The sequence below is a fragment of the Kitasatospora sp. NPDC088134 genome, assembly GCF_044741705.1.
GTDB lineage: Bacteria > Actinomycetota > Actinomycetes > Streptomycetales > Streptomycetaceae > Kitasatospora.
In genome coordinates this window covers 40,729-60,081 of record NZ_JBIUTD010000001.1, presented here as the reverse complement: position 1 = coordinate 60,081, position 19,353 = coordinate 40,729, and the positions used below count along the sequence as shown (strand labels likewise).

The following is a 19,353-nucleotide window of genomic DNA, read 5'->3' as shown; positions in this document are numbered from 1 at the left end:
CGCCGGACTCGTTTCTCTTCACCCGGCCGATCCTCGCACCGGGCGCGATCCTCCGACAAGACCCGATCCTCCGACGAGGCCCCGGCCCCGCCGCGCTCCCGGGCCGCCCGCCGACCCGCTCCCCGCCCCGGCGGACGGTCCGACCTGCGGGAGCCGGTCCCGACCTGCGGGGGCCGGTGGCCCGGGCCGCTGTCGACCACGTATCGTGGCCGAGATCGAAGTGTGGTGCCCGGCACCACGGCGGACAGGCACGACGTCGCAGCGCGGCGGCGACACGGGGGCGGTGACCGAACGGTGGCTGACGTGGCATCGACGGCCGGCGACGGGCGGCCGGGGGCCGACACGGAGGAGACGGTCAAGCTCCCCGGTCCGCCGCCGTTGGAGAAGACCGTCGAACTCCCGCCCGGCAGCGACCCGTTCGCCACCTCGATCAACCTGGTGCTGCCGCCGCTCCCGGACGCGCCGCTCACCGGCACGCTCACCATCCCGCTGCCCACGCCCACCCCGGCCGGCGGCACGCCCGTCCCGCCGCTGCCCGCCGCGCCGCCCCTCGCCCAGGCGCCGACCGCCCCGGCCCCGGTCGCGCCCCTGGCCCCCATGGCCGCTCCGGCCCCGGCGGTCGCCCCGGCGGCCGCCGCGCCCGGCATCGGCAACGGCCTGCGCGGGCGCATCCTGGTGATCGAGGGCGGCTACGGCGGCGGCCGCCGCTGGGGCCGGGGCGGCAGCGCGCACGCCCCCGTGCTCTCCACCGCGCTCGCGGGCGTCGCCCCGCAGATCCTGCTCTCCGCCGACCAGGTCGACGCCGTCCACCTGCCCGGCGCCAACGACCCGCAGACCGTCCTCGCCCACCTGCGGGCCGCCGCCCGCCACCCCGGTCCGCTGCTGGTCCACCTCGGCGGCCACCTGATCACCGACCGCCGCGGCGAGCAGCTGTTCCTGTCGCTGCGCGAGAACAAGACCTCCGAGAGCCTGCCCTGGTCGGCCGTCGCCAACGAACTGCGCCACCGCGGCACCGAACTGGACACCCTGGTGATCGGCGACCTCAGCGCCGACCCGGTGCTCTGGCCGCAACTCGCGGCCACCGCGGGCAAGCAGCTCGCCGACGGCGTCCCGCTCTGGGCCACCGTCAACCACGACCCCGACCAACTCGGCACCTTCACCCGGGCGTTGATCGAGACCCTGCACCGGGGCCGCCCCGGCGCCGAGCCGACGCTCACCCCCGAGCTGATCCGCCAGCAGGTCCACTCGGTGCTGCGCGCCGACACCGTGGTGATCACCGCGCATCCCGCCGACCGGCCGTACTTCCGCAACACCGCCCGCCAGATCGGCCCTGGCGACCCGAACGCCGCCCCGCCGCCCGGCGCCCCGGCCGGACGGTCCGTCCTCCCGCCGCCCGGCGGGACCTTCGGCGCCGGCCTCAACCTCGGCCTCGGCGGCCCCGAGCCCGCCGCCCGGCCCCGGCTCGCCCCCCGCTGGACGCCGCGCGGCCTGGTCTCGCTGCGCAAGCCCGGCGTGCCCGCCACCCCGCCGCGCCCCCGCATGATCGTCTCGCTGGTCAAGGGCGAGCCGATGGTCCCCGCCGAGCTGCCCCTGGTCGACCTCGGCAAGCCGGCCCCGGACGCCACGTCCGAACCGGCCGTCCGCCTCGGCAAGGACGCGCCCGACGCTGCCGCCGCGCCGCAGCCCCTGGTCGAACTGGCCAAGGGCACGGACGCGCCCGCCACGTCCCCCGGAGCCGGGGCCGACCCGCTGGCGGCGACCGTCCCGCTGCCCGGCCCGGCCGCCGAACCCGCCGCACCTGCCGCGCCCGCCGCACCTTCCGGGCCCGAACCGGCCGTCCGCCTCGGCAAGGACGCGCCCGCCGCCACCCCGCTCGTCCCGCTCGCCAAGCGGTCCGACCCGGCGCCCGCCGCCGACGCCGCGGACCGCACGCCGCCCACCGACTACCTGGAGGCGATCGGCGAGATCGTCCGCAGCGCCGAGGCCGGGCAGCACGAGCACGCCGCCTCGCTGGCCCTCGCCCTGGAGCAGAAGGCCGTCGGCGTGTACGGCGCCCTCGCACCCGTGGTGCTGCAGGTCCGGCAGGTCCGCGCGCACGTCTCGCGGGTCGCCGGACTGCCGTCGCTGGCCGCCGAGTTGTACCGGCAGGTCGCCGTCGCCCTGCTGCAGACCGACGGCCCCGAGGACCTGGAGACCCAGCGCGCCGCGACCAACGCCGAAGCCTGCTGGCGCGCCGTCAAGGACCCGGCCGAGGCGATCCGGATCGCCCCCGACATCATCGAACTCCGCGCCCACCTGCCCGGACCGGACAACCGCAAGCTCCGCGCCGCCGAACGCCACCTGCGCCAACTCGCCGAAGCCAAGGCCAAGTCGGAGCAGCCGGGCTGAGCCCGGGGCTCCCCTCGGGCCAGTGCTGTCCGAACGTCCTTCCCGTCGAACGGAGTTCGGGCCCGGCGGCGCTCAGCGGTCGATCGACCAGGGGGCGTCCGGGGGAGGGGCGCCGGTGGTCAGCAGGTGGGCGACCAGGTGCAGGGCCCGCTCCAGCGGGACGGTGTCCGCGTCCGGGTACGTGTCGGCCTGGCCGTTGGCGAGCACGAAGCCGTCGCTGCAGCCGTCCGCGCCGGGGGTCACGGCGTGCTCGCCCGGGTCGCCGGGACCGGAGAGCAGCAGCACCATCGCCCGCTCGCCGTTCGACACCACCGCCAACTGCCGCCCCAGTGAGCTGTGCAGCCAGTTCTCCAGCCGCCCGCCGCCGATCCGCCCGCGCAGCCCCGCCACCAGGCCGGCTACCGAACCGTCCGCCCCACTTCCCGGCCCGTCCGCGAACTCCCAGCGTTCGCCCGTCGCTTCACTCACTCCGCGCTCCCGTCCGGGTGCGGCGGCGCCCGCCGCACCCGGTGTGGAACGCTACCCGCCCTAGCGGGCGCCGCCGTTGACGTACAGCGTCTGCCCGCTGACGTACGAGGCGTCCTCGCTGACCAGGAATGCCACCACGGAGGCGATCTCCTCGGGGCGGCCGACCCGGCGCAGCGGGGTGCGGCCGGCCACCTCGGCCTGGTGCTCCTCGGGGGTGGCGCCGACCCGCTCGGCCGTCGCCGCGGTCATCGAGGTGGCGATGTAGCCGGGGGCGACGGCGTTCACGTTGACGTTGAACGGGCCGAGCTCGATCGCCAGGGTGGCGGTCAGGCCCTGGATGCCGGCCTTCGCCGCCGCGTAGTTGGCCTGTCCGCGGTTGCCGAGCGCCGAGCGCGAGCTCAGCGAGACGATCTTGCCGTACTTCTGCGCGACGAAGTACTTCTGCGCCACGTGCGCGCAGTTGTAGGCGCTGGTCAGGTTGACCGTCAGCACCGCGTCCCAGTCCTGCTTGGGCATCTTGAAGAACAGGTTGTCGCGGGTGATCCCGGCGTTGTTCACCAGGATGTGCACCCCGCCCAACTCCTCGACCACGGCGGCGAACACGGCCTCCACCGCGTCGTAGTCGGCGACGTCGCAGCCGAATGCCCGCGCGGCGCCGCCCGCCGCCAGGATCTCCTTCACCGTGCCCTCGGCGCGCTCCGTCGAGAGGTCGACCACGGCCACCGCCGCGCCCTCCTCGGCCAGCCTGCGCGCGGTGGCCGCGCCGATGCCCTGCGCGCCGCCCGTCACCACGGCCACCTTGCCGTCGAACCTGCCCACTGCCGTCTCCCGCCGCTGTTCCATGGTTTCCTGATGATCCGTCATGTCATTGCCCTGCTAGGGAAGTTCATTCCCGCTCGACCAGCACGGCCGAGCCCTGCCCGACGCCGACGCACATGGTGGCCAGGCCCCGGCGGGCGCCGGTGCGGTGCATCCGGTGCAGCAGGGTGGTCAGGATGCGGGCCCCGGAGCAGCCCAGCGGGTGGCCGAGCGCGATCGCCCCGCCGGACGGGTTCACCAGCTCCGGGTCGATGCCCAACTCCCGTACCGAGGCCAGTGCCTGGGCCGCGAACGCCTCGTTGAACTCGGCGGTGGCGATATCCTGGAGCTTCCAGCCGGAGCGCTCCAGCACCCGCCGGGTCGCCGGGACGGGGCCGATGCCCATCACGTCCGGGTGCACGCCCGCCGAGGCGCCCGCCACGTACCGGCCCAGCGGCTCCAACTCCAGCTCGGCCAGCGCCCGTTCGCTGACCAGCAGCAGCGCGGCCGCGCCGTCGTTCATCGGCGAGGCGTTGCCCGCGGTGACGGTGCCGCCGCTCCGGAACACCGGCTTCAGGGCGGCCAGCTTCTCGGCGGTGGTGTCGGGGCGGATCGACTCGTCGCGCTCGACCACCGTCCCGTCCGGCCGCACCACCGGCAGCAGTTCGGCGTCGAAGTGCCCCGACTCCCGTGCCGCGGCGGCCAGTCGGTGACTGCGTAGCGCGAACGCGTCCTGGTCCTCGCGCCCGATGCCGTACCGGGCGGCGACCTCCTCGGCGGTCTCGCCCATCGACAGCACCCCGTGCAGGTCCTTCATCCGGGGGTTGGTGAGCCGCCAGCCCAGCCGGGTGTCGAAGGTCTCCATCCGGTGCGGCAGCGCCTCGTCGGGCCGGGGCAGCACGAACGGGGCGCGGCTCATCGACTCGCAGCCGCCGGCCACCACCACGTCCGCCTCGCCGGAGCCGATCGCCCGGGCGGCCGAGGTGACGGCCTCCATGCCGGACGCGCAGAGCCGGTTGACGGTGGCGCCGGGCACCGTGTCGGGCAGCCCGGCGAGCAGCGCCGCCATCCGGGCCACGTTGCGGTTGTCCTCGCCGGCCTGGTTGGCGGCGCCCCAGTACACGTCGTCGATCCGGGCCGGGTCGAGCGCCGGGACCTGGTCGAGCAGGCCGCGCAGCGCGGCCGCCGACAGGTCGTCGGGGCGGACGGCGGACAGCGCGCCGCGCAGCCGCCCGATCGGGGTGCGGCGGGCGGCGGCGATGAAGACCGGAAGCACTTCTGCGGGCTCCTGTTCTCGATGGTTCCGCACGGGTTCGCGCGGGTCGCACGGGTCCGCGCCGGTGTGCGCGGGCCGACGCCCCGCCGGGTGTGCGACGGGACGCCGGGGCGAACGGCTCAGAAGGCGTTGATCCCGGTCAGGGAGCGCCCGATGAGCAGCTTGTGGATCTGGCTGGTGCCCTCGTACAGGGTCATCACCCGGGCGTCGCGCAGGTACTTGCCGACCGGGTACTCGTCGATGAAGCCGTACCCGCCGAACACCTGGAGCGCGTTGTTGGCGGAGCGCACCGCCGCCTCGGAGGCGAACAGCTTGGCGACCGAGGACTCGGTGGCGAACGGCAGGCGGCGGTCGATCAGGTCGGCGACCCGCCAGGTCAGCAGGCGGGCCGCGTCGACGTCCACCGCGATGTCGGCGAGCAGCTCCTGCACCAGCTGGTGGTGGGCGATCGGTTTGCCGAACTGCTCGCGCTCCCCGGCGTAGCGCACCGCCGCGTCCAGACTGGCCTGCGCGATGCCGACGCAGCCCGCCGCGACCGACATCCGGCCCTTGGCGAGCGCCGCCATCGCCACCGTGAAGCCCTTGCCGACCTCGCCGAGCCGCGCCGAGTCCGGCACCCGGACCCGGTCGAGGGAGAGTTCGGCGGTGGCCTGCCCGCGCAGGCCCAGCTTGCCGTGGATCAGGGTGCGGCCGAAACCGGGCGCGTCGGTGGGCACCAGGAAAGCGCTTACCCCCCGGTGTCCGGGCTCGCCGGTGCGCGCGAACACCAGCGCCACCTCGGCCCACGTCCCGTTGGTGATGAACATCTTCGCGCCGGAGATCAGCCAGTCGCCGCCGTCCCGCTCGGCCCGGGTGGTCAGGTTCGCCGCGTCCGACCCCGTCCCGGGCTCGGTCAGCGCGAAACAGGCCAGCGCCTCGCCCGAGCACAGCCGCGGCAGCCAGTGCCGCTTCTGCTCCTCCGTCCCGAACGCGTTGATCGACTTGGCGACCAGGCCCAGTGACACCGACACCACGCCGCGCACCGAGGAGTCGCCGCGCCCCAGCTCCTCCAGCACCAGGCAGTACGCCAGGTGGTCGCCGCCGCTGCCGCCGTACTCCTCCGGCACCGTCAGCCCGAGGAAGCCCAGGTCGCCGAGCTTCTTCACGACGCCCAGGTCGATCGACTCGGCCCGGTCCCAGGCGGCGGCGAACGGCGCGATCTCCCGATCGGTGAACTCCGCCGCCAGCGCCCGCACCGCGGCCTGCTCCTCGGTCAGCTCCAGGTCCATCCGGCCACACCCCGACCACTCGATCCGGCCGCAGCGCCCGATAAACTAGCGCTGCAAGTTTTACGGTGACTGTAGCCCGCCCCGGCCCGCCGCGAAAGGGGCACCCGCGACGGACGGGCCTCTGCGGCGGACGGGCCCGTGCGGCAGCAGGGCACCTGCGACAATGGCCCGACACCCAGTCGGCCCCGGCACCCGAGGAGGCGGAGATCGCCCGACCGCGCACACCCCTGCTCAGCCGGGACCGCATCGTCGCCGCCGCCCTCGCCCTGGTCGACGCCGAAGGGCTGCCCGCGCTCTCCACCCGCCGCCTGGCCGCCGAACTCTCCGTCAGCGGACCCTCGCTCTACAACCACTTCGCCACCAAGGACGAACTCCTCGACGCCGTCGTCGACAGTGTGATGGGCGAGGTCGACCTCACCATGTTCGACGCGCCGCAGGACTGGCGGACCGCCCTGCGCGACTGGGCCCGCTCCTACCGCGCCGCGCTCGCCGCCCACCCGCACGTCGTCCCCGTCCTCGCCCAGGGCCCCGGCCGCCGCCCCAACGCCCTGCGCCTCGCCGACGCCGTCTTCGGCTGCCTGGTCGACGCCGGCTGGCCGCGCGGCCAGGCCACCCGGATCGGCGCCCTGATGCGCTACTTCGTCACCGGCTCCGCCCTCGGCTCGTTCGCCGCCGGCTTCCCCGAGGACGCCGCCCTCTACGCCGCCGACTACCCCCACCTCGGCGAGGCCCACCGCCTCGCCGAACACCGCCGCACCATCGACGAAGGCGCCTTCGAGACCGGCCTCGAAGCCCTCCTCGACGGCCTCGACCTCCGCCACCGCCGCCTCCGCCCCGCCGACCCGGCCTGACCCCGTTCCCGTCCCCGCCCCCGTTCCCGGCGCCGTCCGCGGGCCCCGGCGCGGCACTGTCCGCGCGCTCTGCTTGGATCGGCGGCATGACAGACTGGTCCCGGCTCCACCACGCCTACGGCACCGCCGAGGACGTTCCCGCCCTGCTCGCCGCCATGACGCCCGACCCGGCGGACGACACCTGGGGCGAACTGTGGTCCAGGCTCTACCACCAGGGAAGCGTCTACACCGCCAGCTACGCCGCGCTCCCCGCCCTCACCGCCGCCGCCCGCCGCTGGCCGCCCACCGAGCGCCGGATGCCGCTGTTCCTGGCCGGCTCCGTTATCGGCAGCACCGACCGCCCCGACGACACCGCGGACCCGCACCGCTCCCACGCCGCCGAGATCGCCGAACTGCACGCCCTCACCGAGGAGTCCCTGCACGACCCCGGCCTCGCCGCCGACCCCGGCAACTACGCCTCCCTCCTCGGCACCCTGCTCCACCTGGAGGGCGTCGAGGTCTGGGGCGAACAGCTCGACGCCCTCCAGGAGGAGGAGTACGAAGTGGCCTGCCCCGCCTGCGAGACCGACAACTACGTGGTCTTCGGCGAGCACGGCCACTTCACCACCACCGACGGCTTCTACATGAACCGCGACACCGCCCCGCGGCACCCGCTCCGCCCCCGCGACCCCGCCGAACTCACCGGCCTGGCACGGCGCCTGCACACCCGCACCACCGCCGACGGCCACCCCGACCTGGCCCGCAAGCTCACCTACGTCTTCGGCGCCGCCGACTGCGCCGACTGCGGCACCGGCTTCGAGGTCGCCGAGGCCGTCGTCGACCGCTGGCGCGACTGCTGACCCGCCGTCCGCCCGGTCCGGCCCGGCCGCCGGAGAATTCGGTTCGCGGCCGCCACCGCCCGTGCTGTACTGGGCGGATGGGGGAGAGCGACGGGCAACGGATGCGACTGCGACTGACCAGTCACCGGGTCGGCGACACCGGGCACCGGCTCGACCGGGTGCTCAGCAGCGGCCCCCTGCTCCGCAACACCCACCTCCACCCGCCCGACCAGTGGGTCGGGTTCCTCCGCGCACCCCGCGCCGACCTGCTGCGCCTCGGCGCACTGTTCCGGATCGCCGCGACCGGCCCGCACAGCGCCGTCCACGTCCCCGCCCCGCCGGACGCCCCGCCACTGGTCCACGGCCACGTCGAGACCCCGGCCGTGCCGCTGCTGATCGCCCGCACCGACACCGGCCTGCGCCCCTCCGACTGGCCCGCCCTGCGTCGCCGGATGCGCCGCACCGGCACCCCGCTCACCGTGACCGCCCCGGCACCCCGCCCCGACCACTGCTCCGACGCCGTGCACCGCCTCTCCCTGCGGCACCCCGCCCGGTTCACCGAACACGCCGGGACGGCCGTCCTGACCGCCCGCCCCGAACTCCTCTTCCAACTGGGCGACCTGCTCACCCGGGCCGGCGACACCGTGGCCACCGACCGCGAGATCCACCGCCGCGGCGAGTCCTGCCTCGACGACCTGGTCGGCTTCTTCGACCCCCGGCGCACCGACGACCCCATGCACGCCCTCTGCGTCGTCGCCGTCGACCCGATCTTCCACCAGGCCCGCTGGCGCCGCCCCTCCTCCGAAGGGGCGGCCGCCCGCAGCGCCTGACCGTGGGTCAGGCCATGTGCCACACGGTCTCTCCGTGCCCCCGACAGTCGGGCCGGCACTCCGCGGGCTCCGGCAGCGACCAGTTGAACGGGAACAGGTCCGCCGCGTGCTGCGAGTCCGCCACCAGCGCGGGCCGCCCGACCGGGCGGCGCAGCAGGCAGCGGTGCCGCAGGAACTCCTCGGCCTCCGCCGGGGTCAGCCCGTCCTGCTCGACGCAGTGGTCCGACAGCCGGTCGGGGTGGCGCAGGACGTTCAGCAGGTCGCCGTCGGCGGTCCGGAAGTCCATCCGGTGGTTGTTGCCCCACTGCGAGTTGGAGCCCCAGCCGTCCGACCCGTCCACGGGCCGCCGAGCGCGTCGGCGGTGCGCCCAGTACATCGGAGAGCCGTCCGCCCAGCCCGGCTCCGCGACCCGCGCCCCGGCCCGGACCCGCACGCCCGCGCGGACGAACAGCAGCTCGCCGTACAGCAGGCCCGGCCACAGCACGTCCAGCAGCTCGATCGGCGCGTCCGCGTCCTCGGCGGGCACCAGCTCGGCGATCTCGTGCAGGAACGGGTCGAACCCGCCCGCCGCACCGACCTCCGTCATCCCCAGCCGGGCGAAGAATGCCGTGAACTGCTCCCGCTCCAGCCGCACGCCGTCCCGTACCGGACCGTCACCGTACGGCGGCTGGAAGTCCAAGGTCAGTACACCTGCGACCCGGCCGAGCGCGTACAGTTCGCCCTCCAACCAGCTCTGCTCGTCCGCGGGCAGTTCGGTGAACGAGCGGAACCCGGACGCTGCGGCCAGCCGGGCCGGATACCCGGGCAGGGCCTGTTCCGCCCAGACGTCCAACAGCGGTGCCACGCTCTCGTCCCCCGTCCGCATCAGCGCCTGGTACAGCTCACGGGCCGCGCCCAGCGGCTCCGACCCGCTCCGGGGGAACAGCGCCGTCCCCAGGGCCCGCAACGCCCGCCGCACCTCCGCCGCCGGGTCGCCCGCGTGGTACGGCTGCTCGGACGGCTCGATGCCGTCCAGGAACTCCTGGTAGCGCAGCGCGAAGTGGACGTGCATCAGCGGGGCGGCCAGCTCCAGGGACCGCTCCGGGTCGCTGCCCGGGGCCAGCTCCCGCCAGCCGGCGCACCAGCGGGCCCGGACCTGCGCCCAGCGCTCCGGCGACAGGTACGGCGCGGGCCGCAGGCCGTCGACGGCGGGGTGGCCCCACATCGCGTCGGAGAAGTCCAGGACGGTGCCGCGGCCGTCGCCGAAGCGCCAGTTGCCGGGGTGGAAGTCGCCGTGTACCAGCGTCAACGGCAGCCCGCAGTCGGCGAGTTCGGCCGCCAGTGCGGGCAGCCGCCCGGCCAGGTCGAGGGCCGCCGCGTACTCCTCCTCGGCCAACTCCGGCCGCAGCCGCTCCAGCAGGGCCGGGAAGCGCTCCGCCAGGACGGCCGGCGAACGGTCCGCCAACTCGCCGGGGCCGTCCGCGGCCAGCGCCGCCTGCACGGCCGACCAGCGGTCCAGGATCTCCAGCATGCCGTCCTCCGGCACGCCCCAGCAGTCCACGCCCGGCACCTCGGCCAGCAGCATCCGCCGCCCGTCCGCCGCGAGCACCGGCGGCACCAGCCCCGGGTCGGCCTTCGCCACCCGGGCGATCACCGCCGCCTCCGCCACCGCGAACGGCGGCGTGCTCTTCAGCCAGGCCGCACCCGACCCGGTCGGGAACCGCGACAGCGCCGACAGGTTCCAGCTCCGGACCTGCTCCACCGGGCCGCTGCGCTCCCGCCCGAGCGACGCCAGCACGCCGTCCGCCCAGGCCCACTCCGCGCGCAGGCCCGCCGCCGACGCCCACGGCAGCCGCAGCGGATGCCCGGCCCGCGGGTCCGCCCCGACCGGCTCCAGCTCGCCCGTCGGCCGCTCCAGCGCCACCGCCAGGTACGTCACCGCGCCGTTCGCGCCGCCCTCCCCGCCGTCCACCGACAGCAGCCGCAGCACTGCCAGCGGCACCCCCGCCGCCGCCGAGGCCGCCCGGCCGATCTCCCCGACCTGCGCCCAGTACGGGGAGGAGGCCGCGAACGGCCCCACCGCGCCGAGGAGTTCTCCCTGCCATTCGACCAGGACGGTCGCCGTCCGCTGCTCAGTGTTCTGCACCCGGGCATTCTCCGGACCGCCCGGGGCGCACGCCAGCGAATTACGCCTGCGTGCGCCCCGGGCCACGACCGGGCTCAGGCCGTCCGGTCCACGACGTCCTCGGCCGGCCGCGACAGCGACAGCCCGAACCGGCCCGCCGCGTCCGTCCACCAGTCCGTCAGCCGCAGGCCCGCCGCGAACAGCTCCCGCTCCACCCGCTCGCGCCGGAACTTCGCCGACACCTCGGTGTACAGCTCCTCCCCGGCCTCGAAGTGCACCGGCAGGCCCAGCTCAGCGACCTTCACCGTCTGGTCCCGCCGCGAGCGCAGCCGCATCTCGATCCACTCCCGCTCGGCGTCCCAGAGCGCCACGTGCTCGAACTGCTCCGGGTCGAAGTCGGCGTCCAGCTCCCGGTTCAGCACCGCCAGCAGGTTCCGGTTGAAGGCCGCCGTCACCCCGGCCGCGTCGTCGTACGCCGCGACCAGCACCGCCGGGTCCTTCACCAGGTCGGTGCCCAGCAACAGGGCGTCGCCCGGCAGCAGTTGGGCCCGCAGCCCGGACAGGAAGAGGGCCCGCTCGGCCGGCAGCAGGTTCCCCAGCGTGCCGCCCAGGAACACCACCAGCCTGGGCCCGCCGCCCTCCGGTAGGCCCAGGCTGGTGGTGAAGTCGGACAGCACCGCGGACACCTCCAGCCCCGGGTACTCCGCGATCAGCGCCTTCGCCGCCGACTCCAGCGCGCTCTCGCTGACGTCCACCGGCACGTACCGCTCCAGGGTGCCCGCGGCCCGCAGCGCGTCCAGCAGCAGCCGGGTCTTCTCCGAGGAGCCCGACCCCAGCTCCACCAGCGTCCGGGCCCCCGTCGCCGCCGCGATCTCCGCCGCCCGGTCGGTCAGGATCTCCCGCTCAGCCCGGGTCGGGTAGTACTCGGGCAGCCGGGTGATCTCCTCGAACAGCTCCGAACCGCGGGCGTCGTAGAACCACTTCGGGGGCAGCCGCTTCGGCCGCGCGGTCAGGCCCGCGCGCACGTCCGCGCGCAGCGCCCGCGCCAGGTGGCCCTCGGGCAGCAGGCGGGTCAGCCGGTATCCGGTCATCGCGGAACGTCCTCTCGGGTGCGCGGGCCGGTCGCGGCCCGCGGGCTCTGCGGGGTCAACGGGCTCTGCGGGGTCAACGGGCTCTGCGGGGTCAACGGGCTCTGCGGGGTCAACGGGCTCTGCGGGGTCAACGGGGTCAGGGAGCTGCCGGCCGCGTCGGCCACCAGCAGGGTGCGGTCGGGGACTTCGGACCAGCCGGGCCCGTCGTCGAAGGGTTCGGACGCCACCAGCACCGAGCCGTCCGCGTCCCGGCGCTGGAACAGGGTGTCGCCCCAGGCCGTCGCGGCGACCGAAGTGCCATCGGTGAGCAGCAGGTTGAGCCGGGCGTCACCCAACTCGGCGGCGGCCAGGCAGACTTCCGCCAGCGCCTCGCCGGGTTTCGCCCCGGCCCGCAGCCGGTTCAGCACCACCGCCCACAGGAGCGCCGAATCGGTCCGCGCCTCCAACTCCAGCAACTCGTCCGGCGGTAGCAGCCCGGCCAGCGGCGCGAACGCCCGCGGCCAGCCCGGCAGCGCCCCGTTGTGGCTGAACAGCCAGCGCCCGGCGGCGAACGGCGCCGCCGCCTGCGCGCCCGCCGCACAGCCCGCCGTCGCCGAACGGACCGCCCCCAGCACCGCCGAGGAGCGCACTACCCGGGCCAGGTCGGCGAGATCGCCGTCCGCCCAGATCGGCCCTTCGCGCCGGTACCGGGCCGGCCGCTCGTCGCCCTCCGCGTACCAACCCACCCCGTAGCCGTCCGCGTTGACCGTCCCGTGGCGCTGCAGCCGGGGCGCCCAGGACTGCCGCAGCAGCCCGAACGGCGGATCGAGCAGCACCGACCGGATCGCCACCGGCCGCCCCAGATAAGCGAAGTGACGGCACATCAGGCCCGCACCTCGGCATCCCGGGCGGTACGGAAACCGGAGAAGATCTGCCGCCGCACCGGATAGTCCCAGTTCCGGAACGTCCCCCGGCAGGCCACCGGCGCGACCGCGAACGACCCGCCGCGCAGCACCTTGTACTCCGGGCCGAAGAACACCTCCGAGTACTCCTTGTACGGCCAGGCCGAGAACCCCGGGTACGGCGCGAAGTCGCTCGCCGTCCACTCCCACACGTCACCGATCAACTGCCGCGCACCGCAAGGAGCTTCGCCCTCCGGATAGGCTCCTACCGGAGCCGGGCGCAGGTGCCGCTGGCCCAGGTTGGCGTGCTCCGGGCCCGGGGCCCCGTCACCCCACGGGAACCGCCGGGAGCGCTCCGCCGCCGGATCGTGCCGGGCCGCCTTCTCCCACTCCGCCTCGGTCGGCAGCCGCCGCCCCGCCCACCGGGCGTACGCGTCCGCCTCGTACCAACTCACGTGCACCACCGGCTCGTTCGCCGGCACCGGCTCCACGTGCCCGAAGCGCCGGCGCAGCCACTGCCCGCCCTCCCGGAACCAGAACAGCGGCGCCGACAGGTCCGCGTCCATCCGGTGCGCCCAGCCCTCCGGCGTCCACCAGCGCCGGTCCCCGTAGCCGCCGTCCGCGATGAACTGCTGGTAGGCGCCGTTAGAGACCGGCACCGTGTCCAGCCAGAACGCCGGCAGCTCGACCCGGTGCGCGGGCCGCTCGTTGTCCAGTGCCCACGGCTCGGTGTCCGTCCCCATCGTGAACGGCCCCGCCGGGACCAGCACTTCGGCCGGCAGCGGGCCCCCGGCGGCCGCGGGCGGCGGCGGCGCGTCCAGCACCGCCGGGCCCTGCCGCAGCTGATGGGTGATCAGCATCGTCTCGTCGTGCTGCTGCTCGTGCTGCGCCACCATCCCGAACGCGAACCCCGCCTCCAGCAGCGGCGCGCCCTCCAGCGGGGAGGTCGACAGCAGGTCCAGCACCCGCCCCCGCACCTCGTGCGCGTAGGCCCTGGCCTCGGCGGGCGGCAGCAGCGGCAGCCGGGGCCGCTCCGCCCGCGGGTGCTCGAAGGCGTCGTACAGCGGGTCGATCTCCGGGCGCATCGGATCGCGGCCGCCGACGTTGCGCAGCAGCCACAGCTCCTCCTGGTTGCCGATGTGCGCCAGGTCCCACACCAGCGGCGACATCAACGGCGAATGCTGGGCGACGAGTTCGGCGTCGTCCACGGCCTCGGTGAGACCGGCGGTGCGCTCCCGGGCGGCGATCAGCTCGGCCGCGATCAGGTCGCGCAGCAGCGCGGGGTCGGTCCGGTCGGCGTTCAGCACGGTACGTCCTCCTGCAGGGCGGGGCCGGTGCCGGTGCGCAAGGCGGCCAGCTGGTCGTCGGCGGGGCAGCGGCCCCGTGCCGGGTAACGGGCGGCGAACTCGGTCAGGGCCGCACGGAGCGGGCTGCCGGTGCGCGACAGCACGCCCTCGGCGGCGGCGAAACAGTCCAGGGCGGCGCGGCGCAGGTCCGGGTCGGCCATGCCGAGGGCCGCGGCGCGCCGCCACAGCCCCGACCGCGGGGCCCGGCTGCCCGCGTGGCCCAGCCGCTCCACCGCCTCCGCGGCCCGCCCGGCCGCCACCGGGTCGTCCAGCAGCGCCGTCACCAGGGCCAGCGGCACCCGCCAGCCCTCACCGGGCTGCGCGTCGATCATCCGCAGCTCCAGGTAGCCGTGCGGCCGCACCGGCGGGAACAGCGTGGTGCGGTGGTAGTCCAGGTCGGCGAGGGTCGCGGGCCGCTCGCCCCCGCCGCGCAGCCACTCCCGGAAGGTCAGCCCCGCCGGGGCGTCCCACGGCAGCCCCTCCGGGCGGCGCACGCACAGCACCTCGGCGTCCAGCACGTACCGGGCCCAGGACTCGCGCGGATCGCCCGACAGCGCCGGGGCGAGCGTGCGGGACGGGTCCATCCGGGACCACACCAGCTGCCGGGTCGACTTCCAGCCGGTCGGACGCCCCTCCAGCAGCGGGGAGTTGGCGAACGCGGCGACCAGCACCGGCCCCAGCCGGTGCACCAGCGCCCAGCGCCGGGCGAAGGAGTCCTCGGTCCCGGCGTCCACGCAGACCTGCACCGAGGCGGTGCCCGTCATCATGATCCGGCCCCACGGGCCGCCCCGACCGAAGTAACGTTCCATCGCCCGGTAGCGCGGATGGTTCGCCTGCATCAGGCGCTCGCGGTCCAGCGGATCGGTGCCGCTGCCGGTCAACCGCAGCCCCTCGGCGGCCAGCGCCGCCCGCAGCACCGCCTGGTCGGCGCTCAGCCCCGCCGCGCACGCGGCGGGATCGGCGGCGGGCGGGGAGCTGAGCTCGACCTGCCCGCCCGGTTCACGCGTCAGCCGCGAACCGGCCGGCAGCACCGGTCCGTCGGCCGCCTCGGGCAGCACCGCCAACGCGGCCGCCACCCGGGCGGGGTCCACCGGTGCGCCCGGACATCGGGTGTCGTGGACGAACCACTCCGCCTCCACACCCACCAGGGCGGGCGGACCGATCTTGAAGCAGATGGCGCCCAGCTGACGCTCGGCCGAAGCCTCGGTCAACTCCGCCGTACGGCTCACGCTCCGTGCCGACTCCGCCTCTTCGGCGGCCTGCTGCGGACGTACAGATGTCACCGGGTTTCACCATCCCTCGGTACGCGACTCGGGCCCGGTTGTTCCTGCTCAGTCTGCTCCGGGGCAAACCTCGATGCCGCTCAAGTGTTCTTCTCGCAGGTCAAGCGGGTGAGAGCGGTGCGCAGCCGGTCCAGCGGCAGGGCGAAATTCAGCCGAAGGCACCCGGAACCGGCCCGTCCGAAATCCGAACCGTCCGCCAGTTCGACCTGACGCTCCGTGATCAGCTCCGCGCGGGTCCCGAGCCCCGAACCGTCCAGCCACAACAGGTACGAAGCCTCCGGCCGCGCCAGCACCGCCGACCCCAGCGCCGCCACCGCCAACTCCCGCGCCGCCACCAGGTGCCCCAACAACCCCTCCAGCCACGGCCCGCCCTCCGCCAGCGCCGCCCGCTGCGCCACCGCCCCCAGCAGACCGCCCTCCCACAGCCCGAACCCCGCCATCACCGCCGCCAGCCGCTCCCGCAACGCCGGATCCGGCACCAGCGCGAAACAGCTCGGCAACCCCGACACGTTGAAGGTCTTGCCCACCGAGTTCAGCGTCACCACGTTCGCCGCCCCGTCCGCCACCGTCACCGCCACCGGGTGCGGCGCCCCCGCGTCCGGATGCCGCAGGTCCCCGTGCACCTCGTCCGACACCAGCAGCCCCGGCGCCACCGCCCGGGCCAGCGCCCGGATCTCCCCGGCCGAACGCAGCAGCCCCGTCGGATTGTGCGGACTGCTCAGCAGCACCAGGCCCGGACGGCAGGCCGCGATCTCCTCCAAGGGCAACCGGAAACCGCTTTCCGCACCGTTCTCCGCACCGTTCTCCGGGCTGCTCTGTGTGCTGCTCTGCGTGCTGCTCCTCGGGGTGCCCCCGGCGGGGTTCGGGGCGTCGTCTGCCGGTGCGCCGGCCGGCAGCAGCGGCAGTTCCCGGAACTCCACCCCCGCCGCCCGGCACACCCGGGCGAACCCGCCCCACTCCGGAGTGGTGAACACCGCCGGGCCCGACAGCGGGCGCACCGCCTCCAGCAGCAGCCGCACCGCCGTCCCCGGCGCCACCGGCAGCAGCATCACCCAGGCCGGATCCACCTCCACCCCGTGCCGCCACCGGTACCACCGCGCCACCAGCGCCCGGTCGGCGGCCTCCGCCACCGGATACCCGAACGCCGGATGCCCCGCCCGCACCCGCAGCGCCGCCCCCACCGCCGGCGGCCCCGGCAGATCCATGTCCGCGACCCCCATGGCGATGCTCCCCGCCCCCGCCCGCGCCCACTTGGCACTCCCCGTCGCCGCCCGCGAGAACCCGTCCACCACCGCGCACTCCCTCCTCCGCCGACGCCGCCGACGCCACCCACGCTAGATCGAGACCCCCGCCGAAGGGAGGGCGCCGGCCCCGACGGGCGCGGAGCGTGAGGGGCGGCGATACGGCGATGCGGCGACCGGGGTGTTCCGGCCACCGGTCCGGCGCGGCGCGGACTGAACCCACCGCACCCGCCGCCCGCAGCGACGGCACCGTGCCGATCCCCGGCGCCCGCGTCCTCGCCCTCGCCCCGGACACCGCCCGCACCGTCGCCGACCGCAGCCGCACCGCCGGGGCCCACCTGATCGGGAGAGCCTCACCCCGCCCCCGAGGAACGGGCGCCGCCGACTGCCCGGCGGTGCGCGCGGCGTGCTCGTCCCTCGCCTCCGGCACCCGCGGCCCGATGAACGCGGCCAGGGCCTGGGCGGTCCACGCGCCGGTGGACCGGCGCGGCGTCGTCCCGGCAGGCTCTTCCGCGACCCGGTGGCGGACCCGGTGGTGCCGTGGGCCGCTGCCGCCGGTCGGTTTTAATCGAGTGCGGGGGTTCCGGGCCGGGTGGTAGAAGGTCTGCGTGACTGAGCACCTTCACTTCCCCGTCCTGCTGCGGATGCTCGACGAGCGTTCCGCCGCGTTCCGCGCCGCCGTCGCCGAAGCCCCCAGCCTCGACGCCGACGTCCCGTCCTGCCCGGGCTGGACGCTGTACGACCTGGCGAACCACCTCAGCGAGGGGGACCGCTTCTGGGCCCACATCGTGCTGAACACCGCGCCGGGCGACGAGCGGCCGAGCAAGGACGGGCGGGCGGCACCCAGGGAGCGCGAGGCGCTCGTGGCCTGGCTGGCCGACTCGACGGAGCAGCTGCTCGCCGCCCTGCGCGAGGCCGGCCCGGACCGGGGCTGCTGGGCCTGGTGGGAGCCGCTGGCCTCGTCGCACACGGTGGCCACCGTGGCCCGCCGCCGCGTCCCGGAGACGCTGATCCACACCTACGACGCCCAGTTGGCCTCCGGCGCCCCGCAGGACCTGCCGCCGGCCGAGGCGCTCGACGCCGTCGACGAGTTCCTCGCCACCGTCTGCACCGGCACGTCCCCGTGGCCGGGCGAACCCGCCACCATCGACTACCACGTCACCGGGGCCGGCATCTGGCGCCAGACGGTGGACGCCGCAGGTTCCCGCTACGTCCGCCTCACCGCGGCGGAGGCCGCCGAGAACAAGCCCACCACCGCCGTCCACGGCACGGCGAGCGAGATGGCCCTGCTCATGTACATGCGCATCCCGGCCGACTCGCTGCGGATCGAGGGCGACGCGGGCCTGATCCAGCAACTGCAGGACTGGGGCTGACCGACCGTCTCGGAACGAGGCCCGGAGCTTGCGCAGGTATGAAGCTGCCCCGGGCGAGGCGGCTTCGGACCGTTGCCCTGACCGGTCGTCGATTCCGGTGGAATGAGGAACGGCGAGGCTGCGGGCGGCTCGGTCGGGCATCGGCGCAAGTGCTACGGGCCGATGAGGGGCGGAGCCGGCGGGGCGGAGCGCACGAGATGTCGGTCGGACCGCCTCATTAGGCTCTCCCGCATGTTGATCACGCCGCACCCGCAGCCACCCACCGAACCACCCGCGCGGATACCCGAGTTCGACCTGCTCAAGGCCTTCCCCGACCTGGCGGCGCTGCGGGACTCCGCCGAGCAGCGGCGCTGGGAGGAGACGGCGGCCTTCTTCGCCGCGCTGACGGACCCGGCCGACCGCAGCACCGCCATGGCCGTCCTGCCCCGGACCCCGGAGACCGGGGCGTTCCTCCAGCAGGTCGCGGCCGACCGTCCCGGCGAAACGCTGCCACTGGTCCTGCAGGCCCACCGCTACGTCCGCCTCGCCTGGGAGGCCCGGGGCAACGGTCGGGCCAAGTACGTCTCCGCCGAACAGGCCGTCGTCTTCCGCCGCCGCCTCACCGTGGCCGACAAACTCATCTCCGAGGTGCTCACCCGGGTACCGGACAACACCGACGCCCGCCGACTGTCGCTGATCACCTCCCGGGGACTCGGCCTCGGCCTCACCCGGACCAGGGCCCGCTACGACTGCCTCGCCGAGCAGGACCCCCACGACTACGAGGCCCAGTCGCAACTGCTCCAGCAACTCCTGCCCAAGTGGGGCGGCTCGTGGAACGCCGCCTTCGCCTTCGCCCGGCAGTGCCGCGCCGCCGCACCGGCAGGCGCCCTCGACCCGGCCCTCCTGGCCCAGGCGCACATCGAGCGGTGGCTCAACGTCGGAGGCAAGAAGGACCCCGCACACCTGCACCGCCCCGAGACCGTCGACGAACTCGTCGACGCCGCACGGGCATCCGTCCTGCACCCCGACTTCCGAGGGGGATACCGGTTCCTCGAAGCCCACGGCCTCTTCGCGGCAACCTTCGGCCTCGCCGGCCGGCACGACCTGGCCGCCCCGCACTTCCACGCCCTCAACGGCTATGCCGACGAAGCCCCTTGGGACTACCTGCGCTCCCTGACCAGCATCCGCCGAAGCACGGCCTACCGGCGGCTGCGCCGACACGCACTGCGCGCCGAACGGGGAGCATCGCCCACTGCCTGACACCCGAGGGCGGGCAGCGGGAGTGGGGACACGCGGGCAGCTGAAACGTTTACTGGCCCGGCCCCGGCCCCGGCCCCGGCTGTGGCTGTGGCCCGGGG

General features: G+C 75.3%; 16 protein-coding genes. 6 read left to right on the top strand and 10 right to left on the bottom strand.

Annotated features, from left to right (window positions below):
• The first annotated feature begins 303 nt into the window (after positions 1-303).
• Positions 304-2,388 (top strand): hypothetical protein, encoded by a 2,085-nt coding sequence (locus tag ACIOHG_RS00205; RefSeq protein ID WP_400943379.1) that lies wholly within the window; start codon positions 304-306, stop codon positions 2,386-2,388.
• Between the two features lie 72 nt (positions 2,389-2,460).
• On the opposite strand, the gene ACIOHG_RS00200 is transcribed toward ACIOHG_RS00205, so the two are convergent.
• The 4 genes from ACIOHG_RS00200 to ACIOHG_RS00185 form a co-directional block, all read right to left on the bottom strand.
• Complete coding sequence (locus ACIOHG_RS00200; RefSeq protein ID WP_400943376.1) at positions 2,461-2,856, bottom strand: hypothetical protein; 396 nt, start codon at positions 2,854-2,856, stop codon at positions 2,461-2,463.
• Between the two features lie 60 nt (positions 2,857-2,916).
• Positions 2,917-3,675 (bottom strand): 3-oxoacyl-ACP reductase FabG, encoded by a 759-nt coding sequence (gene fabG / locus ACIOHG_RS00195; protein WP_400944807.1) that lies wholly within the window; start codon positions 3,673-3,675, stop codon positions 2,917-2,919.
• Positions 3,676-3,742: 67 nt separating this feature from the next.
• On the bottom strand, positions 3,743-4,930 hold the full coding sequence (locus tag ACIOHG_RS00190; RefSeq protein WP_400943373.1) for a thiolase family protein: 1,188 nt from the start codon (positions 4,928-4,930) through the stop codon (positions 3,743-3,745).
• Positions 4,931-5,049: 119 nt separating this feature from the next.
• Entirely contained in the window at positions 5,050-6,198 is a 1,149-nt protein-coding gene (locus tag ACIOHG_RS00185) for an acyl-CoA dehydrogenase family protein (protein ID WP_400943370.1), read from the bottom strand.
• Positions 6,199-6,404: 206 nt separating this feature from the next.
• On the opposite strand from ACIOHG_RS00185, the gene ACIOHG_RS00180 reads away from it, so the two are divergent.
• The 3 genes from ACIOHG_RS00180 to ACIOHG_RS00170 all read left to right on the top strand — a co-directional run bounded on the left by ACIOHG_RS00180 (position 6,405) and on the right by ACIOHG_RS00170 (position 8,697).
• Entirely contained in the window at positions 6,405-7,049 is a 645-nt protein-coding gene (locus ACIOHG_RS00180) for a TetR/AcrR family transcriptional regulator (protein ID WP_400944805.1), read from the top strand.
• Positions 7,050-7,135: 86 nt separating this feature from the next.
• Complete coding sequence (locus ACIOHG_RS00175; RefSeq protein WP_400943367.1) at positions 7,136-7,888, top strand: hypothetical protein; 753 nt, start codon at positions 7,136-7,138, stop codon at positions 7,886-7,888.
• A 101-nt stretch (positions 7,889-7,989) separates the two neighbouring features.
• Positions 7,990-8,697, top strand: a complete 708-nt coding sequence (locus ACIOHG_RS00170) for a hypothetical protein (protein WP_400943364.1) — start codon at positions 7,990-7,992, stop codon at positions 8,695-8,697.
• A 7-nt stretch (positions 8,698-8,704) separates the two neighbouring features.
• Here ACIOHG_RS00170 and ACIOHG_RS00165 read toward each other — a convergent pair whose 3' ends face one another.
• The 6 genes from ACIOHG_RS00165 to ACIOHG_RS00140 all read right to left on the bottom strand — a co-directional run bounded on the left by ACIOHG_RS00165 (position 8,705) and on the right by ACIOHG_RS00140 (position 16,622).
• Positions 8,705-10,822 carry a phosphotransferase gene (locus ACIOHG_RS00165; RefSeq protein ID WP_400943361.1) on the bottom strand — a complete coding sequence of 706 codons (2,118 nt, stop codon included), beginning with the start codon at positions 10,820-10,822 and terminating at the stop codon, positions 8,705-8,707.
• A 74-nt stretch (positions 10,823-10,896) separates the two neighbouring features.
• The gene (gene egtD / locus ACIOHG_RS00160; protein ID WP_400943358.1) at positions 10,897-11,892 is read right to left on the bottom strand and encodes an L-histidine N(alpha)-methyltransferase; all 996 of its coding nucleotides are present in this window, start codon (positions 11,890-11,892) and stop codon (positions 10,897-10,899) included.
• Positions 11,889-12,755 (bottom strand): ergothioneine biosynthesis protein EgtC, encoded by an 867-nt coding sequence (egtC, locus tag ACIOHG_RS00155; protein WP_400943355.1) that lies wholly within the window; start codon positions 12,753-12,755, stop codon positions 11,889-11,891. The genes egtD and egtC overlap by 4 nt, the downstream gene beginning before the upstream one ends.
• A complete protein-coding gene (egtB, locus tag ACIOHG_RS00150) occupies positions 12,755-14,080 on the bottom strand; it encodes an ergothioneine biosynthesis protein EgtB (RefSeq protein WP_400943352.1) in 1,326 nt (441 codons plus the stop codon). Before egtB ends, egtC begins: the two co-directional genes overlap by 1 nt.
• On the bottom strand, positions 14,074-15,402 hold the full coding sequence (gene egtA / locus ACIOHG_RS00145) for an ergothioneine biosynthesis glutamate--cysteine ligase EgtA (RefSeq protein WP_400943349.1): 1,329 nt from the start codon (positions 15,400-15,402) through the stop codon (positions 14,074-14,076). The genes egtB and egtA overlap by 7 nt, the downstream gene beginning before the upstream one ends.
• Before the next feature lie 80 nt (positions 15,403-15,482).
• Complete coding sequence (locus ACIOHG_RS00140) at positions 15,483-16,622, bottom strand: aminotransferase class I/II-fold pyridoxal phosphate-dependent enzyme (RefSeq protein WP_400943347.1); 1,140 nt, start codon at positions 16,620-16,622, stop codon at positions 15,483-15,485.
• A 629-nt stretch (positions 16,623-17,251) separates the two neighbouring features.
• Here ACIOHG_RS00140 and ACIOHG_RS00135 point away from each other — a divergent pair.
• Positions 17,252-18,016 carry a maleylpyruvate isomerase family mycothiol-dependent enzyme gene (locus tag ACIOHG_RS00135; RefSeq protein ID WP_400943344.1) on the top strand — a complete coding sequence of 255 codons (765 nt, stop codon included), beginning with the start codon at positions 17,252-17,254 and terminating at the stop codon, positions 18,014-18,016.
• 231 nt (positions 18,017-18,247) lie between these two features.
• Complete coding sequence (locus ACIOHG_RS00130) at positions 18,248-19,255, top strand: hypothetical protein (RefSeq protein WP_400943341.1); 1,008 nt, start codon at positions 18,248-18,250, stop codon at positions 19,253-19,255.
• Positions 19,256-19,353 lie beyond the last annotated feature (98 nt).